The 24,634-nt window shown below is 68.8% G+C and carries 19 protein-coding genes; 6 read left to right on the forward strand and 13 right to left on the reverse strand.

From position 1 onward, the window contains the following. Window positions 1-5 precede the first annotated feature (5 nt). From Q664_RS13155 to Q664_RS13190, 8 genes are all read right to left on the reverse strand, one after another. On the reverse strand, window positions 6-2,345 hold the full coding sequence (locus Q664_RS13155) for an acyl-CoA dehydrogenase family protein (protein WP_043394213.1): 2,340 nt from the start codon (window positions 2,343-2,345) through the stop codon (window positions 6-8). 72 nt (window positions 2,346-2,417) lie between these two features. Then, the gene (locus Q664_RS13160) at window positions 2,418-2,651 is read right to left on the reverse strand and encodes a hypothetical protein (protein ID WP_043394214.1); all 234 of its coding nucleotides are present in this window, start codon (window positions 2,649-2,651) and stop codon (window positions 2,418-2,420) included. A gap of 1,904 nt (window positions 2,652-4,555) precedes the next feature. After that, the gene (locus Q664_RS13165; protein ID WP_043394217.1) at window positions 4,556-4,942 is read right to left on the reverse strand and encodes a VOC family protein; all 387 of its coding nucleotides are present in this window, start codon (window positions 4,940-4,942) and stop codon (window positions 4,556-4,558) included. A gap of 17 nt (window positions 4,943-4,959) precedes the next feature. After that, window positions 4,960-5,964, reverse strand: a complete 1,005-nt coding sequence (locus Q664_RS13170) for a hypothetical protein (protein WP_043394219.1) — start codon at window positions 5,962-5,964, stop codon at window positions 4,960-4,962. A gap of 9 nt (window positions 5,965-5,973) precedes the next feature. Continuing rightward, window positions 5,974-8,073 (reverse strand): M1 family metallopeptidase, encoded by a 2,100-nt coding sequence (locus Q664_RS59005; RefSeq protein ID WP_052518032.1) that lies wholly within the window; start codon window positions 8,071-8,073, stop codon window positions 5,974-5,976. A gap of 63 nt (window positions 8,074-8,136) precedes the next feature. Beyond that, on the reverse strand, window positions 8,137-8,841 hold the full coding sequence (locus Q664_RS13180) for a metallophosphoesterase (protein WP_043394221.1): 705 nt from the start codon (window positions 8,839-8,841) through the stop codon (window positions 8,137-8,139). A gap of 192 nt (window positions 8,842-9,033) precedes the next feature. Next, entirely contained in the window at window positions 9,034-11,598 is a 2,565-nt protein-coding gene (locus Q664_RS52000; RefSeq protein ID WP_052518033.1) for an ATP-binding protein, read from the reverse strand. A gap of 170 nt (window positions 11,599-11,768) precedes the next feature. After that, complete coding sequence (locus Q664_RS13190; RefSeq protein WP_052518034.1) at window positions 11,769-13,457, reverse strand: sensor histidine kinase; 1,689 nt, start codon at window positions 13,455-13,457, stop codon at window positions 11,769-11,771. Window positions 13,458-13,813: 356 nt separating this feature from the next. On the opposite strand from Q664_RS13190, the gene Q664_RS13195 reads away from it, so the two are divergent. The 4 genes from Q664_RS13195 to Q664_RS13210 all read left to right on the forward strand — a co-directional run bounded on the left by Q664_RS13195 (window position 13,814) and on the right by Q664_RS13210 (window position 17,114). Beyond that, window positions 13,814-14,476, forward strand: a complete 663-nt coding sequence (locus Q664_RS13195) for an RNA polymerase sigma factor (RefSeq protein WP_043394223.1) — start codon at window positions 13,814-13,816, stop codon at window positions 14,474-14,476. Window positions 14,477-14,506: 30 nt separating this feature from the next. Next, window positions 14,507-15,682 carry a hypothetical protein gene (locus Q664_RS13200; protein ID WP_043394226.1) on the forward strand — a complete coding sequence of 392 codons (1,176 nt, stop codon included), beginning with the start codon at window positions 14,507-14,509 and terminating at the stop codon, window positions 15,680-15,682. Between the two features lie 83 nt (window positions 15,683-15,765). Next, on the forward strand, window positions 15,766-16,644 hold the full coding sequence (locus tag Q664_RS13205; RefSeq protein ID WP_052518035.1) for a GIY-YIG nuclease family protein: 879 nt from the start codon (window positions 15,766-15,768) through the stop codon (window positions 16,642-16,644). Window positions 16,645-16,676: 32 nt separating this feature from the next. Beyond that, the gene (locus Q664_RS13210; protein WP_063934690.1) at window positions 16,677-17,114 is read left to right on the forward strand and encodes an SMI1/KNR4 family protein; all 438 of its coding nucleotides are present in this window, start codon (window positions 16,677-16,679) and stop codon (window positions 17,112-17,114) included. A gap of 18 nt (window positions 17,115-17,132) precedes the next feature. Here the strand turns inward: Q664_RS13210 and Q664_RS13215 are convergent, their stop codons facing one another. From Q664_RS13215 to Q664_RS13235, 5 genes are all read right to left on the reverse strand, one after another. After that, window positions 17,133-17,792 carry an oxidoreductase gene (locus Q664_RS13215; RefSeq protein WP_043394296.1) on the reverse strand — a complete coding sequence of 220 codons (660 nt, stop codon included), beginning with the start codon at window positions 17,790-17,792 and terminating at the stop codon, window positions 17,133-17,135. Between the two features lie 50 nt (window positions 17,793-17,842). After that, entirely contained in the window at window positions 17,843-18,958 is a 1,116-nt protein-coding gene (locus Q664_RS13220; RefSeq protein WP_235216677.1) for an AraC family transcriptional regulator, read from the reverse strand. Window positions 18,959-18,969: 11 nt separating this feature from the next. Further along, window positions 18,970-19,521 (reverse strand): anti-sigma factor family protein, encoded by a 552-nt coding sequence (locus tag Q664_RS13225; protein ID WP_043394228.1) that lies wholly within the window; start codon window positions 19,519-19,521, stop codon window positions 18,970-18,972. Continuing rightward, on the reverse strand, window positions 19,518-20,120 hold the full coding sequence (locus Q664_RS13230) for an RNA polymerase sigma factor (RefSeq protein ID WP_235216678.1): 603 nt from the start codon (window positions 20,118-20,120) through the stop codon (window positions 19,518-19,520). The genes Q664_RS13225 and Q664_RS13230 overlap by 4 nt, the downstream gene beginning before the upstream one ends. A 152-nt stretch (window positions 20,121-20,272) precedes the next feature. Then, a complete protein-coding gene (locus tag Q664_RS13235) occupies window positions 20,273-20,746 on the reverse strand; it encodes a PaaI family thioesterase (RefSeq protein ID WP_043394230.1) in 474 nt (157 codons plus the stop codon). Window positions 20,747-20,776: 30 nt separating this feature from the next. On the opposite strand from Q664_RS13235, the gene Q664_RS13240 reads away from it, so the two are divergent. Next, entirely contained in the window at window positions 20,777-22,138 is a 1,362-nt protein-coding gene (locus Q664_RS13240) for a hypothetical protein (protein WP_043394232.1), read from the forward strand. A gap of 116 nt (window positions 22,139-22,254) precedes the next feature. Continuing rightward, window positions 22,255-24,627 (forward strand): ATP-dependent helicase, encoded by a 2,373-nt coding sequence (locus Q664_RS13245; RefSeq protein WP_043394235.1) that lies wholly within the window; start codon window positions 22,255-22,257, stop codon window positions 24,625-24,627. Window positions 24,628-24,634: the final 7 nt, after the last annotated feature.

The raw sequence follows: 24,634 nt of genomic DNA on the forward strand, positions 1-24,634 counted from the left end.
CTGACTCAGGGCGACGGCCTGCCCAACGCGATGGGGGCCGCCAGACACGAGTCGGGGATGCCGAAGGCCTTCGTGAGCGCCACCGCGTCGGGGCGGAGCTCGGCGCACAGGCGTGTCACCTCCTTGCGGATGGCCTTGGCCTTGGCGCCCTCGATGTGGTCGTTCTCCAGGAACCAGCCGCTCGCGTCCTGCAGGCAGCCCAGGCCATACACGTCACACAGCCGGCCGAGCACCGTCTTGAGCGCCGGGTCCTTCACCTCGGCGACCCCCAGGAGGAACTGCTCCAACACCACGCGCTCCACGTGCGCGTTGGCGAGCGCCAGCAGGTGGTCCTGGCACTGGTTGAAGGCCTCGAACGAGTCCACTCCCGCGCTGAGCCGCTCGCGCAGCCGCCGCGCCGCCGAGGCCAGCAGATCCGACTCCCGGAAGCGCAGCGCGCGCAGCTGGAAGTCGCCGTCGCGCAGGTGCTCGCTGCCCGTGCGCCGCACCGAGAAGGGGTTGCGGTCCCCGAGCGCCCCCGCCGCCCGGTCCACGATGAGCCGCATCACCGTGAAGACGCGATCGTCCTCGAACTGCTGCCGGTAGCCGGTGAGCAGGCTCTTGGCCACCAGTTGCAGCAGCACCGTGTTGTCGCCCTCGAAGGTGGAGAAGACGTCCGTGTCCGCCTTGAGCGAGGGCAGCCGGTTGGCCACGAGGTAGCCCTGGCCTCCGCACGACTCGCGCGCCACCTGGAGCGTGCGCGTGGTGTGCCGCGAGGCATAGGCCTTGAGGCCCGCCGCGAGCGCCTCCACCTCCAACGCGTCCTCCTCGGTGCGTTCCACGTAGCGTTTCACCAGGTACTTGAGCGCGAAGTCCAGGGCGTACGTGGTGGCCAGTGGGCGCAGCAGCCGGAGCTGGTGGGCCTGGTAGTCCAGCAGCCGCACCTCCTGCTCACCGGCCGGGCCGAACTGCCGGCGCTCGTCACCGTAGGAGATGGCGATGGCCAGCCCGCTCTTGGCCGCGCTCGAGGCCGCGCACGCCACGCTCACCCGGCCCGCCACCAGCGTGCCCAGCATGGTGAAGAAGCGCTTGGAGACGCCGGGGATGGCGCTGGTGTACTCGCCCTCGGGGCTCACCCGCGAGAAGCGGTCCAGCAGGTTCTCGCGCGGCACGCGCACGCCGTCGAACCACAGCCGCCCGTTGTCCACGCCGTTCAGCCCCATCTTCAGGCCGCAGTCCTCCACGCGCACCCCGGGCAGCAGCCGGCCCTCCTCGTCCCGGAGGGGAACGAGCAGCGCGTGGACGCCGTGGCGCTCGCCCTTCACCTCGAGCTGGGCGAACACCGTGGCCAGGCGCGCGTGCTGCGCCGCGTTGCCGATCCACTCCTTGCGTGCCGATTCCGAGGGCGTGTGCACCACGAACTCGCCGCGCTCGGCGTCGTAGCGGGCCAGCGTCTCCACGTCGCGGACGTTGGAGCCGTGGCCCAGCTCGCTCATGGCGAAGCAGCCGGGCAGCTCCACCGAGGCCACGTGCGGCAGGTATTGGCGGTGGTGATGCTCGGTGCCGAGGAAGTAGATGCTGCCGCCGAAGAGCCCGAAGTGCACGCCCGCCTTCACCACGAGGCTCAGGTCGAAGAAGGACAGCGTCTCGAAGGCGGCGATGAAGCGGCCCAGGTCCACCTTCGTGAGATCCTCCGGGTACGCGAGCTGGCCCAGTCCGCGTGCGGCCAGTTGCTTCAACCAGGAGAGCACCTGGGCGCGGTAGGCGGCGGTGTCGCGCTCGTCGACGTAGCGGAAGCCCGGATCGGCCAGCCATTCGCGGACGGCGGCGCGCTCGGCGGAGTAGGTGCGATCCAGCACGGCGCGCAGCGCGTCCACACTGAAGGAGTGGGGCTCGGGCGGCTTGACGGCGTGGAGCCGGGGGGCGGAGACGAGCGTGCGCACGGCCTCGGCGCCGGACACGCCGATCGCCGACTCCACGGGGGCGAGGCTTCGGGCCAGCTCGGGCATGGGAGCGGGCAGGGCGTCCTTGCCACCCACGGCCTCGGCGAGCTGCGCCCCGAGCTCCACGAGGCTCTTCTGATCACTCCGGGAGAGACGTTCGGCGGTACGGCGGATGTGCTCGCCCACCTGGGCGAGGGCGCTGGGGCTGGGCGGGTTGAGGGGGTCCAACCAGTTCGCCAGCACGGCGGTGGAGCGCAAGTCCAACCAGTGCTGCGAGCGGGCCGCGGCACCCAGGGCGCGAATCTCCTCGGGGGTCAACTCACCGTCGGTCCAGGCCACGTAGAGCATGGGGACGAGGGGAGCGAGGCGGGGGAGGGACAGCAACTCCCGCGCGGAGGGGCCCTGCACGTCATCGATGGCCATGAGCTTCTCTCCTGGTGTTCGGGCGGAGGGGCAGCTTGCCCGCGGAAGGCCCTGGCGTCGAGGGATGTCGACTCAGTGGAGTGGCTGGCCGAAGGCGTCGAGGACGGGGCGGCGGGTGGGGAGGGTTCGGCGCTCGTGGTCGTAGAAACACTCGGGGCCGAGCAGGGAGATGAGCTCGCGCTCGCGGGCCATACCGGCCTCGGTGCCAGCTTCGGTGGGCAGCTCGTAGGGCTGGACGAGGACGATGTCTTCACCGAGTGACTGGCGGCTCCCGGCGGGGAGGGTGTCGAGGCGCTCGCCGAACATGCGGAGGAAGGGAGGGTCGTAGAAGTTGCGCCAGACGAGTCCCGGGAGGCCCTCGCTGTAGTCGCGTACGGTGAGTTCCTCCTCTCCGTTCTGGCGGCAACCATCAGGTGGTTGCGCTCCTCGTAATAGGCAATGAGTGGCGTGAATTCCGTGGGCATCGGATCCATCTCACGGTCCGGCGAGGCGGAGCTGTATCGCTTTGGCTCGAACCATCGGTATCTGCGAAAGACGAGGTCGAGGAACTCTCGTACGAGTTCGCCCGAGAGATGGCCAGGAGGAAGCCTGATTTGCAGATCGAGGGAGATGACGGGCATGGTCATGCGGAAGCTGGGGCTGTTGGAGTGCTTCGAATAGCCATGAGCTTCTCTCAGGTCCTGCTGTGTCAAATCGGAGAATCCCAAATCGGACCATCCCACCTTGGAGGGTGGGCCAGCGGGGTGACGTCTCAGGTGGTCCTTCAGCGGGGAGGCGAGTTCTGCTTAAAGGTGGAGGGTGAGCACGACGTCGACGAAGAAGCCGGAGCAGGCCACCCTGCTGGAATCATCCCCGCTTGCTGGAGTTCGGCGATGGCCTCGGTCCTGATCGCAAAACGGACACCTGTGTCCTGGAATCGGACAGGTGGGGCTCGAGATGTTGAGCCGTCGTAAGTGCATGATATTTGTAGGGGTTTTTCGAGCGATGTCAGAGTCCTTCACATGGAACACCGATTCGTGGAGTGTCGAACCTCCACAGGTAGTCTCGACCTACGTGCCAAGTAGCTGTTTCAGGCTACTCGTGTTTGTTGGCCCGTAGGTTGCAACAGCCCCCTCGGATGAAAGTCAGTTGGGGCGGTCCCCAATGCAGTAGCGGTTCATTGTGGGGCGTCGCGCTGTGCGTGGGAGTTTTCGTCGCGGCTTGTGCTTCGCCACAGCATGCAAATAGCTCGTCTACACCGATGAGTACGACGTGTCGTCATGCTCCCACAGTCGAAGAATGCCAGGCTGCGGCGATGCAGATTACAAATGAGTGCCTGCGCGGCTGCGTTCTGGCGCAGTGCGCTGGAATCAAGGTCAAATGTAGCGAGTACATCCAAAAGGAATGCGAGAAGAATAGCGAAGACGGAACTCTTCCTCCCTTTGGCTACGTTTACAGGTTATCCGATACGTCCTGCGAAAAGCCTGTGGGTGAGGTCAATTGGTGTGAGTTGGCCGAGGAGGACCGTGAGTGTCGCGCAAAGGCGATGGTTCATGAGTTGGCGCATTCCTGTGGGTGGGCTCATTACGACGGGTTTGGCGTTCCTTCTGACGATGGACTCATCCAATGCGACTGACGTGGCCTGTTCTGGCAGCTGCCTTGCTCCTGGGCGTGACAGCTTGTAAGGGTTTTCCTTTTCCGTGGTGGTTCAAGACGGTCCCAGCGAATTCCAGTAGTGTTGAGAGCAACGATGGTGGAATCAAGGAACCCCCAAGAGTCAGATTGGAGCTGCAAGACCTCCGCTACGATGGATGGTCGCTTTTCGGGCGTCTCCTGGTCAGTCCTGACGAGGGACGACTCCGATTGGATAAGCGGCTCATCACGAGTGCGTCGTTAAGCACGAAATCGGTCACGGACTGCGTCACGCGTCACCCTGTTGAGTTCATGGTGATCGATGTTCGCGCAACCGGTCCCCAAGAAGAGGATGTGTTGCTGCTCGAGTCGGGCTATTGGTACGGAAAGGACGTGCGTATTCCCTTGTTCGCCGAGACTCCCGACAGGCAGCGGGGTCCAAATTGCATTGAAGTCGATATGGTCTTCCATGCACTTGGTGGAGCGCCGGTTGCACGTGTGCATGTTCGTGCCGAGAGTCCGCCTCTGCCTCCCGTGGACCAGGGCATGTCGGCGGACGCAGGCATGCGGGTGGATGCTGGCCTTTAGAAGAGAGTGCCTCAGCCCTCGCTCTTCCACTCGTTGCCGCGCGACTCCAGGGGACCGCGCTGGGGGCGGACGACACAGAAGCGCTGGCCCGTCGGCGCCTCCATCACCCACCAACGCGTGATGAACTCCACCCGCTTCGCGCCGAGCGCCTCCAGCCGCTTCACCTCGGCCTCGATGTCATCGGTCTCGATGTCCAGGTGGATGCGGCCCGGATGATCCACCTTCTGCACGAGGATCATCGGCTCCTCGGTGGCCGCCGTGAGCTCGCGGTATTTGGGGTCCTCCGGTGTATGCGGCACGACGGGCCTTCCGAGCGCCTTGCTCCAGAAGGCCGTGGCCGATTCGATGTCCTCGCTCTTGCAGTCAATGACGAATGCGGCGAGCCGGCTGCGATGCATGAAGTCCTCCCAGGGGTTCAGGAACTTCCCGCATCATCCCGGATGGTGGGCTCCTCCGCCCGTACCATCTGCGTGCCGACGGGGGCGGGTGTTGGCTCGGCCGCGTTTGCCTCGGGGTCCAGGTTCTGGACGGGCAACGGAACCATGGCGCGGTAGACGTCCACGGTGAAGGCCGTGGTGGCCAGCGAGAAGCCCAGCCGCGCGAGGACCACCAGTTGCGCCACCAGCAGCGCCAGCCAGGCCGTCCCCGTGCTGGTCACCTGCACCGCCGCGTGCAGCCTCGCGAACACAATCACCATCGCCAGGCCCAGCAGACCCACCGCGATGTAGCCGAGCAGCGCTCCCGGCGAGCGCACCATCCGCTTCAGCGCGCGCCAGGCCGCGAGCCGCGTCTTGCGCTGGTCATCCGCGTAGAGCTGGACGCGTGCCAGATCGAAGCTCGATCGCCAGAGGGCGAACAGCACCACCACCAGGGCCAGGTGCGTCAGGCTCCAGAAGGTGAAGGGGTTCTCGAGTGCCCAGTGCTCGCCAGGGAGGGTGAACAGCGTGGGCTTCCCGGCGCGGGAGAAGAGCACGGTGGCGAGCACCACCAGCCCCACCACGGGCAGCAGTCCCAGCAGGGCCCATCCGAGCAGGCGCAGGTTGCGGCCGAGCTGGGCGGCGCAGTCGCGAGCGAAGTCGGCCAGCGAGAAGCGCCCGGGCGAGCACAGCCGCGAGACGATACCGCCCGCGAGCACGAGCTGGAGCCCGAAGGACAGGACGATGCCCAGGATGACCGGGCCCGCGAGGAACGGGCCTCCGCCCTGCGCGAGCAGCTTGCTGAAGTCGAGCACCGCCTCGGGCGAGGGGAAGGGCCGGCCCCGGCCGGCGAGCGAGTGCCCGAACCGGCCGATGGCGGGGAGGAGGACGGGCATGGACTGGATGAGGGCGATGCACAGGTTGGCCGCCAGCAGCACGCCGAGCAGCTTCAGCTCGGAGAAGGCCCGGAGCGGCGCCGTGAGAATCGAACGAAGGGAATTCATGGCTCTGGCTCAGAAGAGGAGGGACGCGACGGTGGAGAGCATCTGGCCCACGTAGGTGGCCCAGCCGAACAGCGACATGGCCACCTGGCCGGACATCTGCTTCGTCCGGGAGTTGTTGGCCGGGTGGATGTCCAGGGCGTTGACGGCCTGGAGCTCCACCTGCTGGATGTCGACGTCCTTGCCGGTGCGCTCGAGGAGCAGGTGCTTCCAGCGCGCCTGTCCGTCCCAGTGCTCCACCTGGGACGAGCCATCCGCGAACGTCACCTTCACGTCCACGGGGATGCGGACGTCCCCGAGCCGGTTCACCTGCACCTCGCAGCGGTTCACCGTGTCGTCCTTCGCCGCGCCCCGGGGCTCGCGCTCCACCATTTGGACGCCGCCCTTGCCGTCGTCGAAGAAGCCCTTCTTCCCGGCGCGCTCCTCGCACGACATCGAGCCCACCGCGTAGTCCAACGTACCCGTACCCCGGAAGAACGTATCGAAGAACCAGCCCAGGTCCTGCCCGGACACCTCGTTGACCACGGCGAAGAAATCCTCGCTGCGCGGGTGGCGGAACTTCCAGCGCTCCACGTAGGTGCGCATGATGCGCGCCATGGTCTCCTCGCCCACCAGTTGCTCCAGTGCGTGGAGCGTCACCTGGGGGCGGCCGTAGCTGTTGCGGAAGTAGTCACCCGTGGTCCGGTACTTCCACGAGGCCTGGAGGATGGGCGAGTTCTCACGCAGGCCGCTCATGCCGCGCATCCGGTCATGCTCGTCCCAGTCCGTGGTGAACAGGGGGCCCAACCATCCCCGCAGCGGGCTGGGGAGGAAGTCGGCCGGGTTGGCCCTCACGTTCTCGGTGAAGCTCAGCTTGGAGGTCCCATAGCTGTTGATGCCCTCGTCGAGCCACGGCTCCTCGAACTCGTTCGAGGCCAGCATGCCCTGCCAGTAGTTGTGGCCGAACTCGTGCACTGTCGTCTCCCAGATGAGGAAGTCCCTGGGCTCGCCCGGCTCGGCGCGGCCCACCACGGTGATGAAGGTGGGGTACTCCATGCCGCCAGCCTCCATGCCATCCGTGGGCGGTGCCACCAGCGTGAGGTGCGGATACGGCCACGGCGTCCACCACCGTCCGAAATGCTCCAGCGACGCCTTGGCGGCCTCGATGATCTGCGGCCCCGAGCGGTGGTGCTTTTGATCCACCAGCACGGTGAGCCCCACCTCGGGCAGGCCGGGGGCGCGGAATACGTCCTCGAACACCTCGAAGCGCTCGAAGGCGGTCCAGGCGAAGTCGTGGACGTCGTCCTGGTGGTAGCGCAGGGTCTGCGTGCCGTCCGGATTCTCGCGGCGCTCCATCAGCACGCCCGTGGCGCCTACCTTCATCGCCCGCGGCACCGTCAAGCGCACGTCGTAGGTGCCGAAGTCGGCGTAGAACTCGGAGGTGGCGTGGTACTGGTGGCAGTTCCAGCGGGGGCTCGTGGTGCCGCCATCGGGGGGCACCTCCAGCACGCCCAGCTTCGGGAACCACTGGCCCACCAGGTAGAAGCCGCTGTCCGTGCGGCCGGCGCGGGCGATCACCTTGGGCACGCGCGCTTCCCATTGGAGCTCCAGCGTCACGCGGCCACCGGGCGGCACCGGCTCGGGCAGCGTCACGGTGAAGACCGTCTGGTCCTCCGTGTTGTCATCGTCCGGGTGCTCGAAGCGCAGCGTGGGCAGCAGATCCGCGCCGTCCTTCACCCGGAGCGCCTTCACGTTCGAGTAGCCCCACTCGTCCGGCTTGTTGTCGGGGAACGAGGGCGAGCTCGCGCTCGCGCCCCGGAAGCCGCCCATCTCCCGGGCCTCCCGGTAGAACGTGGAGCGGTCGTTCTTGAAGGCGTTCCAATACAGATGGAACCACAGCGTGGACTGCGGCTCGTTGCTCCGGTTGCGCCAGGTGATCGTCTCCTGGCCGGTGAGCGCATGGGTGGATGGATCCAACCGGGCGTCGATCTCGTAATCGGTGACGCGCTCGGAGAGGGGCGCGCCCAGGGTGCGGCCCTGTTCGTCGAAGACGGGAGCGGCGGGGGCCGGTGACTCCGCGGCGAGCGCCGGGAGCTGGCCGAGCAGCAGCAGGAGGGAGAGGAGACGTGTCATCGGGGCGGCAGCTTCGCATGCGGGCGGGGAGATGTGCCCGCCTCGCATGCGGTCCGCCGTGGCTCACGAGAACACGTTCACGTCGCCGTGGACGGGAAGCAGGGCCACGTCCTTGCCGCCCCGGTACGTCTGCCGCGCGGGCACCGAGACGAGCTCCCACGTGGGGAGCACCACCGCGGTGAGTGAACGGCCGTAGACACACCCGGTGTCGATGCCCACCGCGTACTCCGTGACGAGCGGCCGGTCGAACACGGTGTGTCCGAAGATGACGCGCTCGGGGCCCTCCCAGTGGTGCGTCCAGAAGCGGTAGTCCGCCGGCGCCTTCGAGGGCCAGTAGCTCTTGCGCTCCGGGGGCCGCACGCACTGGGCGTGCAACAGGTGGTAGGGGTCCTGCTGCGCGATGGGCTTGCCGGGCAGCACCCCCGCGTGGACCACGGCGGCGTTGTGCTCGGGCAGGAGGATGGAGTGGGGCAGGGTGGCGAAGTAGTCGAGGTGCTCGGGGCCGAGGGCCTGCCGGGTCTCCAGATGATCCGGGAGGAGGTCGGCGTCCTCGCGGCGGCGCTGCTGCAGGTGTTTCTCCTCGTGGTTGCCGAGGATGGACTCGTGCCGCATGGCCAGCTCGACGCACTCGCGTCGCTTGGGGCCGCGGTCGACCAGGTCACCCGTGAAGATGATCCGATCGCTCGAGGTGGCCCCCACCTTGTCGAGCAACTCCAGGGCCTCGTCGTAGCACCCGTGGAGGTCTCCGATGACGATGGTGCGGGACATGATGCTGCTTCCTTCGAAAGGGTGGGCACCCGAGTGGAGAAGCCGTTTTGTCTGAATCCCAGATTCAGTGCCGACCGCCGGCGTCACCCCCATGGAGAGCGGAGGTGGGTGGAGTCGAACCACCAGGCTTGTAGGGCCTCTTCGGCCGGATGCCCGAAATGTCGTTTCGCCTCCAGGGACGGAATGCCCGCGTCATTCCTGACGGCACGGCAGCTCGACGGTGAAGGTGGAGCCCTGGCCGGGGCGGCTGTCCACGCGGATGGTGCCGCCCATGGCCTCCACGATGCTGCGGGTGATGTAGAGCCCCAGCCCCAGGCCTCCATAGTGGCGGTCCGAGACGGCCCGCTCGAACTTGCCGAAGATGCGCTCCTGGGCTTCCGGTGAGATGCCAATGCCCTCGTCGCGCACCACCAGCCGGGCCAGGTGGCCCTCGCTCTCCGCGCGGACGTGGATGGGGCGGCCGGCGCCGTAGCGGATGGCGTTGGAGAGCAGGTTGGTGACGATCTGCTCCAGCCGCAGCCGGTCCCACCGGCCGGGCACGTGCGCCTCTCCCTCCACCCTCAGCTTCGAGCCCACCCGGGCCGCCTCGGGCGCGAACCAGGCCGCCACCTCGCCCAGCACCTCGCCCAGGTCCGTGTTCTCCGGCTCCAGCGCCAGTTTCCCCTGGGCGATGCGGCTGACGTCGAACAGGGCGTTGAGCAACGTGGAGAGCTTCCACAACTGGCGTCTGGCCATGGCCACGTGCCGTTGGAGCGACTCGGGGTGGCTCTCTCCCGCGCAGCACCGGGGAATCTCACGGGACAGGGCGGTGAGCTTGAGGTTCAGGGGCGTGAGCGGCGTCTTCAGCTCATGGGAGGCCACCGAGAGGAACTCGTCGCGCAGTTGCACCGCGAGCTGGGCCTCGCGGTACAGGCGGGCGTTGTCCACCGCGAGCGCGGCCCGGCGCGCCAGGTCCTCGGCCAGCCGTTGCTCCTCCGGGCCGTAGGAGCGGCTCGCGCGGGGCAGGCCCCCCCGGCAGTAGAAGAAGGCCAGGGCCCCGAAGGTGCGGTCGCGGGCGTGCAGGGGGACGATCAGCGAGGAGGTGACGCCCGTGCCACGCAGCAGCTCCAGGTGCCGGGCGTCGCTCGCGTGGCGCGTGAGCTGCTCATCGGTCACCTCGGCCCGCAGCTCCGTGCGGCCCGTGCGGATGACGGCCCCGGGCCCGGAGACATCCTCGAGCCGCGGGGGACGGTGGCGGGCCAGCTCCTGGGCGAGCTCCCTGCGGATCGGATCCACATGGGCCACCGCCAGCCGGCGCAGGCCGCCCTCCGGCTCGACCATGTCCAGCGCGCAACCATCTCCGAGGGCGGGCACGGCCCGCTGGACCACGTGGGACAGCGTGGCCTCGTAGTCCAGCGAGCCGGCCAGCGTCTCGCTCACCGAGGCGAGGAAGGTCTGGTGGGTCTCGGCGCGCTTGAGCGCGGTGATGTCCATGAAGCTGGCCACCGCCGCGTGCAGCTCCCCCCGCGCATCCCAGATGGGCCCGGCGTTGATGAGGAAGACCCGCACGGAGCCATCGGGCCGGTCGTAGAGCAGCTCCTCCTGGGGTGTGGGCTCGCCGGTGGCCAGCACCCGTGCCAGGGGATACTCCTCCGCCGTGTAGCGCCGCCCATCCGGGTGGATGGCGTGGTACTGGGCATATTCCCTCGCGCACGTGCATGGGAGCATGGGGTGGCCCATGAGCAACTCGGCCTGGGCGTTGAAGTTCAAGGTCCGCCCGGAGGGGGCCTCGACGAGGTGCACCGCGACGGGGAGCTGCTGGAGGATGGCCTGCAGGCGTTGGTGCTGGAACTCCAACTGCTCGTGGAGCCGCTCCCGTTCCCGCTGCGCCCGGCGGAAGGGGGTGATGTCGAAGATGAAGCCCTCCAGTGCCCGCACCTCCTCGTCCGGCCCGAGGATGGCCGCTCCCCGCTCCCAGACCCAACGCTCCTCTCCCGTGCGCGTGTGGATGCGATAGGTCAGCGTGAAGGGCGAGTGGGTGGCGAGCGCCTCCGTCATCTCCTTCTGGATGCGAGGAGCGTCCTCGGGGTGGAGCAGCTCCCCCCAGGTCACGCGCCGCTCCATGAAGTCCTCGGGGGTGTAGCCGCTGAGGGACCGGGCGGCCTGACTGGCATAGGTCCGGGTCCAGGGCTCCTCGGGCAGGCCGCGGTAGACCATCCCCGGCACGTTTTCCAGCAGCGTTCTCAGCATGCGCTCGCTCTCTCGTGCGGCCGCTTCGGCCTGCTCGGCCCGCTCCAGCGCCCTCCGCATCAGGGTCTGCCGCCGGTGCTGCTCGAGGTAGATCTCCACCTTGAGGCGGAAGATGTCCGGCGAGAGGGGCTCCAGGATGCAGTCCACCGTCCCCAGGGCGTAGCCGCGCAGCAGATCCGCCTCGCCACAGGAGCTCGTTCCGAGGAAGAGCACGGGGATGTAGCGGGCGCGCGGATGCGCGAGCAGGCGGCGGGCCGTCTCGATGCCCACGGTCCAGCTCCGCCGGGCGTCGACGATGATGCAGGCGAGTGACTCGTCGAGCAGCGCCCCCAGGTCCTCGCTCCAGGGGACCGCCTTGTGCCGGGGAGACTCCAGGGGCGCCAGGAACTCCTCCAGGCCCGTCAGGTCCTCCATCAGCTCGCCCACGAGCAGGAGCGCGCTGGCCGTCTCCTCCGGGACTTCTCCGGTTCCTCCCGGCTCGAGCGCGAGCCCGGGTGGGGGTTGTGACCCTGGCTGCGTTCCCCACATCCCCCTGTCCTCCTTGATATCCCCAGGTCCAACGCCAGAAGCCCTATCGGGTCAACCTTGCGCACCCTTTGGGCCATCCGCACCCTCCCCGGTCTGGTGCGAGCCCAGCCCGGGGAGCAGGCGCTCCGGGTGAGTCCGCTGGCTGACGGGAGGCTCCGTCCTCCGTACCGCTAGCGCCGTGTCTCGGGGATGGGGAAGCGCGGCAGCTCGACGGTGAAGGTGGAGCCGTGGCCGGGGCGGCTGTCCACGCGGATGGTGCCGCCCATGGTCTCCACGATGCTGCGGGTGATGTAGAGCCCCAGGCCCAGGCCCCCCGAGTGGCGCTCCGAGACGGCTCGCTCGAACTTGCCGAAGATGCGCTCCTGGGCCTCCGGCGGAATGCCAATGCCCTCGTCGCGCACCACCAGGCGTGCGCGCGCTCCCACCACCGCCACGCGGGCGTGGATGGGCCGGCCGGCGCCGTAGCGGATGGCGTTGGAGAGCAGGTTGGTGACGACCTGCTCCAGCCGCAGCCGGTCCCACCAGCCGGACACATGCGCCTCTCCCTCCACCCTCAGCTCCGAGCCCACCCGGACCGCCTCGGGCGCGAACCAGGCCGACACCTCGCCCAGCACCTCGCCCAGGTCCGTGTTCTCCGGCTCCAGCTTCAGCTTCCCCCGGGAGAGGCGGCTGATGTCGAGCAGCGAGTTGATGAGCGTGGACATCTTGTGCACCTGCCGTTGGGCCACCGTCACATGGCGCTGGAGCGACTCGGAGCGGGTATCCCCGGCACAGCACCGCGGCAGCTCCCGGGACAGGGCGGAGAGCTTGAGGTGCAGGGGGGTCAGCGGTGTCTTCAGCTCGTGCGAGGCCACCGAGAGGAACTCGTCGCGCAGTTGCACCGCGAGCTGGGCCTCGCGGTACAGGCGGGCGTTGTCCACCGCGAGCGCGGCCCGGCGCGCCAGGTCCTCGGCCAGCAACCGCTCCTCCCGGTCGTAGCCGCGGCCGGCGCGGCAGTGGAAGAAGGTGAGCGCTCCGAGGGTGCGGCCCCGGGCGTGCAGGGGCACCGTCAGCACGGAGGTGACACCGGTCTCGCGCAGCAGCTCCAGGTGCCGGGCGTCCTTCGCGTACTGGATGAACGATTCGTCCGAGACGTTCTCCAACAGCTCGGTCCTCCCCGTGCGGATGACGGCCCCGGCCCCGCCCGGATCCTCGCGCCATTGGGGGTAGTGCCGGGACAGCTCCCACGCCAGCTCCGCCCGGGTTGGATCCACGTGGGCCACCGCCAGCCGGCGCAGGCTGCCGTCCGGCTCGAGCATGTCCAGCAGGCACCCCTCCCCGAGCATCGGCACCGCCCGCTGCACCACGTGCGCCAGCGTGTCCTCGTAGTCGAGCGAGCTGGCCAGGGTCTCGCTCACCGAGGACAGGAAGGCCTGGCGGTGCTCCGCCCGCTTGAAGGGGGTGATGTCGGTGATGAAGCCCTCCAGGAGCGCCGCCCCGTCCGGGCTCTCGCCGATGCCCATCCCGCGCTCCCACACCCAGCGCTCCTCTCCCGTCCGGGTGTGGATCCGATAGGCGAGGGTGAAGGCCGTCCGCGAGGCGAGCGCCGCGTGGATCGTCTCCAGGACCCGCTGGAGGTCCTCCGGGTGGATCAGCTCCCGCCAGAAGACGTGGCCTCCGATGAAGCCCTCGGGGGCATACCCGGTGAGCTCGAGGACACCCGGGCTGACGTACATCGGGGGGGAGTGGGGCTCATCGGGGCACCGGTAGGCCATGCCCCGGAGGTTTCCCAGCAGGGTGCGCAGCATGCGCTCGCTGTCGCTCTCGCGGGCCGGCGCTGGAGCGGGTGGAGGTCCGGCTTCCGGCTGGGGTCCCCACATGCCTGTCCTCCTGCCCCCTGCCGGGTATTCAGGGGGTGACACTTGGGCAACCCCTCGGGCTTCCCGGCTCGTTCCGGGCCACCGGGCACCCGGGGCGAAGCCCGCCAGGCTGGAGTCCGGAACCCGGAAAATCCGCCGGAAAATGGGCGGAAAATCCCCGCCGTCAGGTTCCCGGCGCCGGTTCCGTCGCTGTCCCCCAGTACCCCTCGTGTGCCCTCTGTCGGACATCCGAGGGTCGTGTCATCGGGAGACTTCCTTCGGATGCCGTCGTGCTACCTTGACCCGCCGTTTCAGCGAACCCCACCCTGCCCAGGCGGGGAGCTCGTGCCTCCCGGCGGCGTTCCGAGGACCTTCTGGTGTTCGACGATCTCACGGATGACGAACTGTTCGCAGAGGTGCTCCAGCGCCGCGCCGGAGGCGCGGCCGTGGGAGCCCCGCTTGGCGCGCTGTGTGAGCGCTGGGCCCGTCCGGCCCGCTATGTCATCTCCAAGATTCAGGCCAGCTATGGCCGTGGCTCTCCGGCGGACGCGGACGAGCTCTATCAGGACGCGGTCGGCAAGTTCCTCGACCGGGGACTGGACCAGTTCCGGGGCGTCTCCGAGCAGATGCCCGGGCGCAGCGCGTCTCCCAAGACGTTCTTCCTGCGCATCGTCAAGCACGTGGCCATCGACTTCTACCGGCGCCAGCGCGAGGACCTCGCGCCCGGGGTGTCGGATCCCGATGAGGCCATGGAGGAGCCTGCCTCCGAGGTGGCTCGCGCGGTGGACCTGTCCCGGCGGCGCGAGGAGCGCACCGAGGCCCAGGAGCTCTACTGGCGTGCCTTCGAGCGTTTGCAGCAGGAGCACCCCAAGGAAGCGGGTGCATGGGAGCTGTACCACCACCAGGACGTCGAGGATCACGAGGAATGTGCCCGGCGCCTGAACATCAGCGTGGTCAACTCGTACAAGCGCGTGAGCCGCGCACAGGCCTACCTACGGCTCTATCTGCTCGACCTCCAGCAGGAGGGCGGGCACGAGTGAGCCCCCACGTACCCGGAGGAGGGTACTCACATGGTCGTTGACGCACTCTCTCGGTATCAGGCCCGGCGTGAGCAGCTCGTCCGGGGTGGCATGTCCAACGGTGGTTCGCTCGAGGCGATTGGAGACGTTCTCCGGCGCGCCGAGCGGTTGGGCAGAGAGGGCGTCGAGCAGGCCCTGCGGGGGTTGACCCGGGCGGACATCGACGGCTGGCTCCGGTCGCAGAAGCCCGAGGCACTTCAGCCCGCGCTGCTGCGGGCCGCGGAGGAAGCCGCCGAGGCCGCGCTGGGAGAGGAGGGGGAAGAAGCCGAGGTGTGGCGCACCTCCTCGATGGACGGACTTTCCGCGCGCGACCGGGCCGAGTCCGCCGCACGGGCCATCGGCGAGTGGGAATCCATTCATGGGACGCTGGATGGCGAGGCGGCGGCACGGTGGAAGGCATTTCGCGATGGTCTGGGACGTCTGGATACGGTGCTGCGTCCCAAGGCCCGCTGGTTCATCCCACTCAACCCACAACGCCGGGCCGAGCGGGACATATTGGATACGGCCGAGCGGACCCGGGCCTGGTGGTTCACGGAGCGCGCCGAGTGTGACGACTTCCTGGCCGCGCTGAGTGCCCGCCCCGAGCGACCGAGTCCCCATCTGCAGAGCTGTGGCGATTGCCGCGCGGACCTGTCGAATACCGAGGCGGTCGAAGTTCCCCCCAAGAGGCACCTGAGCGCGGATGACCTGTGGCGCTTCGACATGGGGATGATGTCGGCGGTGGAGTTGAAGTGGGTGGATGGGCACACGGAGAAATGTATCGAGTGTGCACAGGCCATCTGGGCGTTGGAGGAGGGGGACGAGGCCATCGAGCAGGCGCAGGACGAGCAGGCGGCCCCCGCGGCCCGCGGCTCGCGGAGCATGGAGAATCCCGCGCGCAGGCCTGGAGCGGCGCGCCATCCCGAGCAGCGTGAAGTGCTGGAGGAGCGGCGGGAGTTCCGCGTGGTGCTCGTGAGGGAGCGTCAGCGGGCCCGGCTCCTGGTTCAACCCCTCGCGGGGCGTGCCGTGACGGCGGCCGTGTTCCTGGCTCCCGGCAAGCCCTCGCTCAAGCCGCAACAAGGCCCCGAAGGTCTCCAATTCGATCTCGGCACCGGGGGCGGTCGCACCGCCCACCTCATGGTGCGGGTGGGCAACAGCGAGATCTTCGAGCGCGACTTTTCGTTCTGATTGGCGTTCCAGGCGGGGGTAGTGCCCGCTCACTCGTTGACGTCAACGAGTGAGTCCTACCGGCCGAGGGAGATGAGGAGAACGTGAAACTATTTCAGCTGCTAGCTGCGGTCGGCGGGCCGGTCACGCCGAAGACCTCCAAGGTGCACTGGGCAGTCCATAACAAGATCGAAGATCCTTTGGACGAATACTTGGAGGGCAACTTCGACAGGTGGCAGGCAGAGCAGAGCCAACGGAACTTCGAGCGCGAGCACGTCATCTCCTTTGTTCGCTTGCCCGGCAACGGGAGATGGCTCTTCGTGGGCTGCTACAAGAGACTGGGCCAGCCGAAGGCTGAGAACGGTGGCCTCCTGTACGACCTGGAGTTCCTGGAGGACTACAGGGAACTTGCAGGACGTCTGGTCGTGTACTGGGAGAAGCCATTTCGGAATTCCTACCCGAACGGCGAAACGATCGCGAGTGAGGTTGAGGTATCCGAAGTGTTGGCGCAGAGGATGTCTGTCTCGGAATTCAAGGGCTTCAAGTACGTCCGGCTGCCCTTCAAGCATCTTGAGGTCATCGTCAAGGAGCAGGAGCCTTCATGGCGCGGCGCGCTCTCCAGTGTGGCTGGGGTGTACGTCATTACCGACCGTGGCGCTAACAAGCTCTACGTTGGAAGCGCGTACGGTGTCGACGGCATCTGGGGCAGGTGGAGCCAGTACACCGACGGACATGGGCACAACAAGCTTCTCAAAGACCTCGTTGGGGCCGAGGGCATCGAGCGTGCGGAACACTTCTGTTTCTCCATCCTTGAGACCGCCGACATTGATACCGATTCCAACGAGGTCATCGCGCGCGAGAACCATTGGAAAGATGTGCTCCTTACGAGGCAGGCCGGCTACAACGCCGCTGAGGGTCGGCGCTCTTCGTCCAAGCCTTTGGACGGCATTGCGCAAGTCGTTGCCCGGCCGGCTGTGCGGTGAATTGGCTGAGGAAGGGTCCTTTGGCCGTGACGATGACGATTCGCTGGAAGCCCTATCTCCGAGACGAGTCTCATTCCATTGATGTCGACAGGCTCCAGCCTGTCGAGCAGGCCTGGGGAGTCAGGCTCCCTGAGGCTTACAAGCAGCTCGTCTGCCGCTACCAGGGAATGGCTCCCGAGCCTTGTGTCTTCGACGTCGGTGGAGCCGAGGATGTCTTCAACGACCTCCTGACCATCACTCCCATCGAAGGGCGGGAGTCGTATTCGGTCATGCGAGTCTATGAAGTGCTCGCGCCCCAGCTCCCGCCAGGAATCTTCCCCTTTGGGAGAACCCCCGGCGGCGAATACCTGTGCTTCGATTTCAGGAGTACTCCTGACACGCCTAGGGTCGTCCTCGTGACCAGCGAGCTATCCATCCTCTCCGTCGCGAACAGCTTCCAAGCGTTCCTGGAGGGGCTTCGCGACGGATGAAGATCGTACCAGCCACGCCTACCGGCCGAGCTGCTGCAGCTCTCCCGACGGAGCCACCTTCACACCCTGGGGCGCCGAGTGCGCAAGGGCGACCATGGCCCGTGCCACCGTGCGGGCCTCGATGGGGCGGCTCGCCAGCGGGCGCAGCAGGGGCGCGAGCACCCGCGAGGCGACGATGGCCACGTGCTCACCCGGACGGCTCTCGGCGCGCTCTCCGAGCAGCAGCGACGGCTGGAGGATGACGAGCGACTCGAAGTCCATGCCCTTGAGGGCCTCCTCCGTCTCGCCCTTCACGCGGTTGTAGAAGACGCGCGAGCGCGCATCCGCGCCGAGCGCCGTCACCACGAGGAATCGCTGAACGCCCGCCTTCTTCGCGGCGCTCGCGAAGGCCAGCACGGCGTCATGATCCACGGCGCGGAAGGACTCCTGGCTGCCGGCCTTCTTGATGGTGGTGCCCAGGCAGCAGAAGGCGTCCTGGGCGGGAGGCAGGGTCTCACTCCCGAGCCGGGCGAAGTCCACGGTGTGCTGGACGAGCTTCGGGTGCTGTTTGGGCAGCGGGCGGCGGCCCAGGGAGTGAACTTCCCGGTACCGCGGGTCCTCGAGCAGCGCGTCGAGCAGGAAGCCTCCGACGAGCCCGCTCGCGCCGGTCACGAGCGCGGTGCGTGTTTGCGTTTCCATGCGCGCGATGCTCAGCACAACCCGCGCGTGGGCGCCAGGGGCACGCGGGTTTATTGCTGGATGGCGCGCGGTGGCTGGGAGATCCGATCCACGGGCGGCTGCGGAGGCGTGACGGCGCCCCGCTGGGCGGAGACCGAGCGGAAGTCATTCGTGAGGAAGGCGACCACGAGGGGCAGCGGCGGCGGATTCTTGCTGAGCGCCAGTCCGCACACGTCGAGGTAGTCGGCCACGTAGAGGCCTCCGGCATCCCGGTAGCGGATGCAGCGCCCGTCATCCCGGCGCTCGTCCTCACGCACCAGCTCGCGCGAGTGGAGGCCCTTCTTCATGACGAGCTTCTCCGCGCCCAGCTCGATGAACACCTGCTCGGTACCCCACTGGCCCTGGATGACGGTGGAGGAGCCGCCCGTCTTGAGGGTGACGTTCAGCGCCAGGTTGCTCAGGTTTCCCTTCACCCGGTTGCCCTCCACCAGGGAGAGCACGTTGGACTGATTGTCCTTCCAGGTTCCATCCGGCTGCGGCAGGGCGCGGTACACGGCGGAGTCCACCTTCTCCGCGTCGAACAGGATGTCGCCGATGCGCCCGGAGGGCAGACGGCGGGGCCTCTCGGCGATCAGGTTGGTGACCGGCACCGAGGTGTCCACCGGCTCGAAGCGCACGGCGCCCATCCACGCCTTGCCCGTGCCACTGAGCATCAGCCCGGCCATGATGGCCTTGGCCTCCTGGGGCACGTCCAGCACCACCTCGTAGCGCTTGCACGGCGTGGTGCCCACCAGCGCGCGCGACTGCATGTTGTCGAAGGCGAGCGGCTCCTTCGGATTGTCCCCCTCCACCCGCATCCACAGGCCGGACCAGCCCCGCACGTCCTCGGTGCGCATCACCGCGGAGAAACGCAGCCGCTTGCCGCGGAAGGTCTGCGCCCCGAAGGCCTGCATGAAGGTGCCGTAGCCCGAGGGCACCGCCTGGAGCGAGCGCAGGTACGCGCTGCGGTTGCCCTCGCACGGGCCCTCCGTGTCCAGGCCCGCTTCATAGAGCCTGGGTGTGCTCTCGGTGACGAACCACCCCGGGGGCAGGGCCTTCTTGCCGTCGTCGGCGGCCGAGGCGGGCCCCGCGAGGGCCAGCACCGCTACGCACAGGAGCGTCAGGAGTTGCTTCATCCGGTCGATCATGGCGGTGCCTTTCACAGCGGATAGGGCCCGGTGGCGCTCAGCGCGTCCGTTGGAATTCCCGAGTGGCCCTCGTAGCGGGGCACCTCTCCCACACCCTGGGGGTACTGCACCAACAGCCCGCGCGCCAGCGCCTCCGAGGCGCACGTCTCCTGGCTCGTCAGGTCCGGGCAGGCGACCAGCCGCTCGGGCACCTCCGGCAGCTCCAGCGGCAGCGCCATCATGGGGAAATCCTCGTCCTGGGTGCCCGGCCGCGCGGTCTGCTCGGGGCGGAGGACGAGGAGCGTCACCGCCGCCGCGGCCGCCATCACCACCCCCACGGCGGCGGCCACCCGGGGCCGGTTCCAGCGGGCCGGGCGGATGACCCGGGCCTCGAGCCGGGCTTCCTCGACCGACGCCTGGGCCACCTCGCGCAGCTGCTCCTCCAGCAGGGCCTCGCGTTGCAGCACGAGGGCGCAGGGCGGGCACGCCAGGGTGTGGGCCTCGAGGGCCGCCGCGGCGTCCGGCTCCAACGCGCCCAGCACGTACTGCTCGGCGTCGGCCGGTTGGATGTGCGGCTGGTTCATGGTGCTTCCTCCTCGAGGGCGCCCCGCAGCTTCTTGCGGACCTCGCACAGGATTTGACGGACGCGCTGCACGGACAAACCGGCGCGCGCGGCCACCTCGGCGTGCGGCAGCTCCTGGCCGTCGCACGCCAGTTGAAAGACGCGCTGAGCGCTCGACGAGCACTCGCGCAGGGCCACCTGGGCCCGGGCCAGTTGTTCCTCGGACAGCAGGCGCCGCTCGGCCGAGACGGACGGGTCCACCGGTTGGTGGGCCTCGGGCAGCTCCTCCACGGGACCGGCCAGGGACTCGCGGCGGGCCCGGCGCGCCTCGTCGGCGGCGAGGAAGGCCGCCTGGGTGAGGGCGAGGTTGGGCAGGCGCAGCTCGGTGAGCTGCCCCTTCTGCTGCTGCTGGATGAGGCGCGCCCACGTCTCCTGGGCGAGCTCATGGGCCCGGTCCACCCGGACCCCCCGGGCGAGCAGCGAGACCACCACGCGGTGCTGGTAGCGGGAGATGAGGGTGTTCCAGGCGGCACGATCCCCCCCCAGGGCGCGCCGTGCGAGGCCAGCCTCGTCCTCCGGCGCGTTGCCCCCCGGCCGCGCGCCCTCTTCCGGCTGTCGCACCACGCTCCGAACTGGTTGCACCAAGGCCACACCCATCGCGTCTTCCCGGGCTTCCACGCGCCCGCCGGGGTCTCGCTGCTGCCCGGTGCCTGGGAAACGTCCGGTGCCGGTGGACATATCGGAGGGGGGTGGAGGGGGCGCCCGGGTGGGCGTCAGTTGACGGCCGGGCTCTCTCCGGAGGCCCACTTCATCTGGGACATCTTGACCACGCCCTGACAGCGGGCACACACCTGCCCCTTGTCGTCGTACATCCGGGCGGAGGCGAAGAGGGTGGAGGTCCCCGCGCTGTCGATGGTGGCCTCGGCGCGCACGGTGGTGCCCCGGACGGGCCGCTCGAAGCTGACGGAGAGCTGCATGGTGGCGCAGCGGCGGGTGGGGTCCACCAGGGCGGGGGTGCAGCCGATGGCGTAGTCGAACATGGCGGAGATGATGCCGCCGTTGATGGCATGCGTGCCCAGGCCGCCGCGGTGCTCGGCACGGACCTCGGGGAGGGTGATGACGACCTTTTCCCCACCCGGGGGAAAGCTCAGCCGCAGACCGAGCAGGCGCAGGGTCTGACTCTGATTGAACTGTTCGGCGTAGCGCTCAAGCTGCTCCTGCGTTGGACGGGCATCGGCGTCGGACATGAGCGCGACTCTACTGGTAGAACGTCGTCCATGCCTCGCCTGCCGCGTCTGTTCGCCCTTGTCCTGCTGGCCGTCTCGGGATGCACGGAGCTGCGGGGCTGTGCGACGTCCGAGCCCGAGTCCCTCCAGGCCCTGGCGGCTCCGGACGCCGGGGTGCCGGAGGCCTCCACTCCGGGTGTGGCTCCTCCGCCGCTGGAAGCACGCTACGCGAAGGAGTGGCTGGTCATCGTGCACTCCTCGTCCACGCCCGGGGAGGGGAGTGGGGTGCTGGGGGCGCTGAAGGCGACGGGGCTGCCCGTGGAGCCCGTGCGGCTGTCCACCAATGCCTTCAAGGACCTGCGCCCGTGCCTGGAGGTGGTGGTGGCGAAGGTGTTCGAGACCCGGGCGGAAGCGGAGGGCTTCCGCGAGCAACTCTCCCGGGCGGGAGTGGAGGCCTACGTGAAGAACGCCGGGCCGCTGGAGCCCGAGCGGGAGCGCAAGGACGCCACCTGCCGGGCCGATGCCGAGGCCCACGCCGCCCGGGCCGAGGCGCTGAACCGGCGGACGGTGCCTCGCTTCGTGGAGTCCCACCTCGGGCGCACCTTCATGTTGCTGGGCGAGGCGAGGACGAGCGTCGCGCTCGAGCCGGTGGACGTGCGCCGGAGCGTGTGGATGGCGCCGATCGACGCGGACCCCATGGGCCTCTTCGTGAAGGGGGAGACGGTGGACCTCTACGGCGTGGCCGGGCTGCTCCAGGCGGGGTGCGCGGTGAAGGGCTTCGCGTGGATCAACCGGGGCGTGCCGCACTTCGGCTATTTCCAGCAGGAGCCGCCTCCCGAGGCACCGGGCTGTGGACGGCCCTGGGCCTTCGCCGAGCTGGACTGCGCGGTGGCGCCGGACGCGGTGGCGTTCGCCCTGCCCGCGGGCACGAAGGCGCCGGTGTTCTTCGCCTCCGGTGAGGGGCCCCCCGAGGAGGTGCTGGCGGCCGAGGTGCGGGCGCTCCGGCGCTCCGAGCGCTTCGCCACGCTGCGCTCCGAGGGCTCCATCCAGGCGGAGCAGGTGCAGGAGCGGCTGAGCGAGGAGGTGAGAGCCTTCCGCTACGCCTCCGGGGCCACGCACGCCGTCTTCACGGTGGCGCGCTTCCGCACGGGGGAGGGCAACTCGATGTGCGGCGGCGACTACAACCAGCAGGTGACGCGGGCGGTGGTGCTGGGGCCGGGCGGTGCGGAGCGGACGCTGACGGCGAAGGCGCTGGTGGGGGAGGACGTGGTGGGGGTGCTGGACCTGGAGGGCGACGGGGAGGTGGAGCTGCTGGTTCAGGAGTCCTGGCCCAGGCGGGCGGTCCGGCTGCTCCACGAGGACGGCTCCGAGCTGTCCGGCGCCGTGGTGGAGAACTGCGACTGCGGGTGCTGAGGCCCCTCCGGAAGACTCCCTCGGAGGACAGGCGGGCGAGCCCCTGCGTGGAACGTCCTTCCAGACGGACGGAAACTCGTTAGAAGCAAGGTTTGCCTCTAGAAAAGCACCTTGCCTTGAACGCCGACGAACTCCTCAAAGACCTGAACGATCCCCAGAAGGAAGCCGTCCTGCATGGGGAGGGCCCGCTCCTCGTCCTGTCGGGCGCGGGCAGCGGCAAGACGCGCGTCATCACCCGCCGGGTGGCCCACCTGGTCGAGGTGCGCGACGTCTACCCCTGGCGCATCCTGGCCGTCACCTTCACCAACAAGGCCGCCCGCGAGATGCGGGAGCGGCTCGTCCACCTGCTCGGGGGCAGGGCGAACGACCTGGTGGTGAGCACCTTCCACTCCTCGGCGTCCATGATCCTCCGCCGGGTCCTGAGGGATCCCCTGGTGGCGGCGGACAAGTCGCTGGAGTCGGTGGTGGGGGGCCTCACGCCCTCGTTCGTCATCTACGACGACGGTGACCAGCTCCAGCTCGTCAAGCGCGCCATTCGCGAGGCCCGCGTGGACCCCATCATGCAGCCGCGGGAGATCCTCAGCCGCATCGATCAGGAGAAGAACGCGGGCCGCCTCCCGGAGGACATGGGAGAGGTGGAGATGGAGGATCTGCGTGGGCGGGTGGTGAAGAACACCTACCCCGTCTACCAGCGGCTGCTGCGCGCGGCGAACGCGGTGGACTTCGGAGATCTGCTGCTGCTGCTGGTGGCGCTCTTCCGCAAGCGCCCGGACGTGGCGGATCAGTACCGGCGGCGTTTCCAGCACATCCTGGTGGACGAGTTCCAGGACACCAACCCGGTGCAGGCCGAGCTGCTGCGGCTGCTGGCGCCCCCGGAGCGGCGTCCGAACCTGGTGGTGGTGGGCGATGACGACCAGTCCATCTACCGCTGGCGCGGGGCGAGCGTGGACAACATCATCGGCTTCCCGGAGGCGTACGCGGGGGCGCGGGTGGTGAAGCTGGAGCAGAACTACCGCTCGGACCAGAACATCCTGGACGCGGCGCACGCGGTCATCGCGCGCAACACGCGGCGCATGCCGAAGAAGCTGTGGAGCGATCGGCCCAAGGGCGAGAACCTGGTGCTGATGATGAACCGGGACGAGCGCGCCGAGGCCCAGGACGTGGCGCGCCGCATCCACGAGCTGCAGCGCGAGGGGTTCATCAAGTACTCGGGGATGGCGGTGTTCTACCGCACCAACGCGCAGAGCCGCGTGGTGGAGGAGGCGCTGCGGCTGGCACGGGTGCCGTACACCCTGGTGAGCGGGCGGAGCTTCTACGACCGGGCCGAGGTGCGGGACGCGGCGGCCTACTTGAGGCTGATGGTGAATCCGCGCTCGGACGCGGACCTGCTGCGCATCATCAACACGCCGGCGCGAGGCATTGGCGACACGACGGTGGAGCGGCTGGTGGACTGGGCGAACCAGGCGGGGGTGAGCCTGTACGAGGCCACGGCGGCCCCCGAGCGGATTCCGGGGCTCAACTCGGCGGCGGTGCGGAGGCTGACGGGGTTCCACGCGGTGGTGTCCTCGCTGCATGCGTGCGCGCAGGAGGCGAAGGACGCGGCGAGCGCGGTGGACGAGATGTTGAAGGAGACGCGGCTGGTGGAGTCGCTCGTCACGGAGGGCAGTGACGAGTCGCTGACGCGTGCGGAGAACCTGCGCGAGTTCCTGGGCGCGGCGCAGGAGTTCGACCTGAACCGTGCGGCGGCGGCGGTGGCGGCGGCCACGGCGGTGGAGGCCGAGGACGCGGAGCCAGCGGAACCGGAGGAGGAGGGATTGGACTCCTCGCCGCTGACGGCGGACGTGCCGGCGCTGAACGCGTTCCTGGAGCAGATCAGCCTGGTGGGCGAGGCGGACGCGGACGTGGGCGAGGGCCGGGTGGCGCTGATGACGCTGCACGCGGCGAAGGGGCTCGAGTTCGACGCGGTGTTCATCACGGGGATGGAGGACGGAGTCTTTCCGCACTCGCGAGCGCTGGTGGCGGATGACCCGGACGGGGAGGAGATGGCCGAGGAGCGGCGGCTCTGCTACGTGGGCTTCACGCGCGCGCGGAAGCGGCTGTTCGTGAGCCTGGCGCAGTGCCGGTCGCTGTTCGGCGAGCTGCGCTACAACCCGCCCTCGCGCTTCCTGCGGGAGGTGCCGCAGTCGCTCTTCGGCTTCGCGGAGCAGGAGTTGGAGACGCCCGCGCCGAAGTCCTCGCCGATGATGACGCGCAGGCGGAACTGGGCGGACGAGGACGACGGTCCGCGCATCGACCGCACCTATTCCCAGGCGTCGGACATGGACGGCGTGGGCGGGGACGTGCGAGGGATGCGGGTGCGCCACGAGCAGTTCGGCATGGGGAAGATCATCTCGGCGGACGGCAATGGGCCCAACGCGAAGGTGACGGTGGACTTCGGTGGGACGGTGGGCCTCAAGCGGGTCATCGCCCGTTTCCTGCTGCCGGGGTAACGGACCG

Source organism: Archangium violaceum Cb vi76 (assembly GCF_000733295.1).
In the GTDB taxonomy this organism is placed as follows: Bacteria; Myxococcota; Myxococcia; order Myxococcales; family Myxococcaceae; genus Archangium; species Archangium violaceum.